Source organism: Burkholderia sp. Ac-20379, from assembly GCF_017104645.1.
Lineage (GTDB): Bacteria > Pseudomonadota > Gammaproteobacteria > Burkholderiales > Burkholderiaceae > Burkholderia.
The window spans coordinates 1-1,943 of the sequence record NZ_JAAGPF010000652.1; the positions used below are offsets into that span (position 1 = coordinate 1).

Here is a 1,943-nt window from a genome sequence, read left to right on the forward strand (position 1 = left end):
CCGGCCTTCGCGGCCACCTCGCGCGCGTTGCGGCGCGCCGCCTCGCGATGCGCCTCGGACACCGCATCGGGAAAGCGCCGCGCCGCGCCGTGGTCGAGCGTCTGGCCGGCCAGCAGCCAGCCGATCGTGCCGTTGCGCAGCGCCGCCACCGGGTTCGGCAGCCCCGCGTTGACCAGCGATTGCGTGCCGATGATGCTGCGCGTGCGGCCCGCGCAATTGACGATCACCTGGGTGGCCGGATCCGGCGCCAGCTCGCGCACGCGCAGCACCAGTTCGGCGCCGGGCACGCTGGTGGCGGTGGGAATGCTCATGGTCTGGTATTCGTCGAAACGGCGCGCATCGACGATCACCACGTCGGCCTGCGCGTCGATCAGCGCCTGCACTTCCTGCGCCGACAGCGACGGCGTGTGCCGCTTCGCTTCCACGTATTCGCCGAACGACTTGCTCGGCACGTTCACGTCGATGAACAGTTCGCCGCCTGCCGCACGCCACGCGTCGAGGCCGCCTTCGAGCAGATGCACGCGCGTATAGCCGAGCGCGGCCAGCACGCGCGCGCCGCGCGGCGCGAGGTCCACGCCGCCGGCCTCGCCGTACAGCACGACGCGCGTGTCGCGGCGCGGGATGCGCGTCCAGGCGTCGAGTTCGAGCTTCGACAGCGGCAGGTTGGCCGCCCACAGCGGGTGGCCCTGCGCGTAGGGATCTTCCTCGCGCAGATCGACGAATGCGATCTCGTCGCGGGCGAGCAGCGCGGCGCGCACCTCGGCAACGGTCGACACGGGAAACGCGGCTGCGGCGGAATCGGCAAGCGCGAAGGAAGGCACGGCGGAATCGGACATGGTGACTGGGAATCGATGAACGGGAAAAGGTGAATGCCGCGCTCAGGCCGCGGCGGGCAGCGTATAGCCTGACACGAAGCGCTTGCGCGTGCCGTCCTCGCGATACACGGCGCGTTCGATCGCGCCGATGTCGGCGCCGTACACATGGATGCTGATCGAGACGCGATCGTCGTAGACGTTGCTGACGCGATGGATGTCGCCGAGCGACGGCGACACCGCCTCGACCTGCCCCGGCGCGAGCCGCACCGGTTCGCCCTGCGGCGCGGGCACGCCGCCGGCGGCCAATGCATAGGGCTGCGAATATTCCGCACCCCGCAACATGCCGATCAGCCCCCAGACGGTGTGATCGTGGATCGGCGTGGTCTGCCCCGGCCCCCACACGAAGCTGACCACCGAGAAGCGCCCGGCCGGATCGCGATGCAGCAGGAACTGCTGATAGCGCTCGGGATCGGGCTGCGCGAACGCCTCGGGCAGCCAGTCGTCGCGCGCGACCAGATCGGCCAGCAGCGCGCCGCCGGCCTGCACCACGCGCGCCTCGTCGGGGCGCGTATCGATCAGCCGCGAGAACGCGGCAATGAATTCGGCCAGCGGCGGCGCGCTGCGCTGCGCCTGCTCCGCGGCGGTTTGATGCACGGAAAACGCACTCATCGGGGACCTCTTGGAATATGATTCATGCTTATAACCCTGAACGCATTACATGCAAAAATAACATGAAAATCGGCGATATCGATGCTTTCGCGGCGGTGGTGCGCTGCCAGTCGCTGAGCCACGCGGCGCACGAACTCGGCATCACCCAGCCGGCCATCACGCGGCGCGTGCAGAACCTCGAGGAAGCGCTCGGCGTCGCGCTGCTCGACCGCAACACCAAGCCGCCGCGCCCGACCGATCTGGGCCGCCGCGTGCACGACCAATGCCGCGCGGTGCTGCGCGAGGTGGATGCGCTGCGCGAGATGGTGCGCGCCACCCAGCCGCCGGCCGGCGCGTTCCGGCTGGGCCTCACGCACGGCATCGGCGAGCTGCTGCTGCCGGGGCTGGTGGCGACGCTGCGCGCACGCTGGCCGTCGCTCGCGCCGCGCGTCGAAACCGGCTGGGCCGGCCCGCTGCTCG

At 70.4% G+C, this 1,943-nt stretch carries 3 protein-coding genes; 1 reads left to right on the forward strand and 2 read right to left on the reverse strand.

Annotation, left to right across the window (positions count from 1 at the left end; genetic code table 11):
- Both G3N92_RS33625 and G3N92_RS33630 read right to left on the reverse strand, forming a co-directional pair.
- Nucleotides 1–836, reverse strand: an 836-nt coding sequence (locus G3N92_RS33625) for a rhodanese-like domain-containing protein (RefSeq protein ID WP_277396223.1), incomplete at its 3' end; no start/stop codon positions are given.
- Between the two features lie 42 nt (nucleotides 837–878).
- The gene (locus tag G3N92_RS33630; protein WP_206131809.1) at nucleotides 879–1,484 is read right to left on the reverse strand and encodes a cysteine dioxygenase; all 606 of its coding nucleotides are present in this window, start codon (nucleotides 1,482–1,484) and stop codon (nucleotides 879–881) included.
- Between the two features lie 62 nt (nucleotides 1,485–1,546).
- On the opposite strand from G3N92_RS33630, the gene G3N92_RS33635 reads away from it, so the two are divergent.
- Nucleotides 1,547–1,943 (forward strand): LysR family transcriptional regulator (locus G3N92_RS33635; RefSeq protein ID WP_206131810.1); only part of this gene is annotated, 397 nt, incomplete at its 3' end.

Bases quoted from the DNA above. Each gene is read 5' to 3' on its own strand.
- G3N92_RS33630 (WP_206131809.1), bottom strand. From the start codon at position 1,484: ATGAGTGCGTTTTCCGTGCATCAAACCGCCGCGGAGCAGGCGCAGCGC.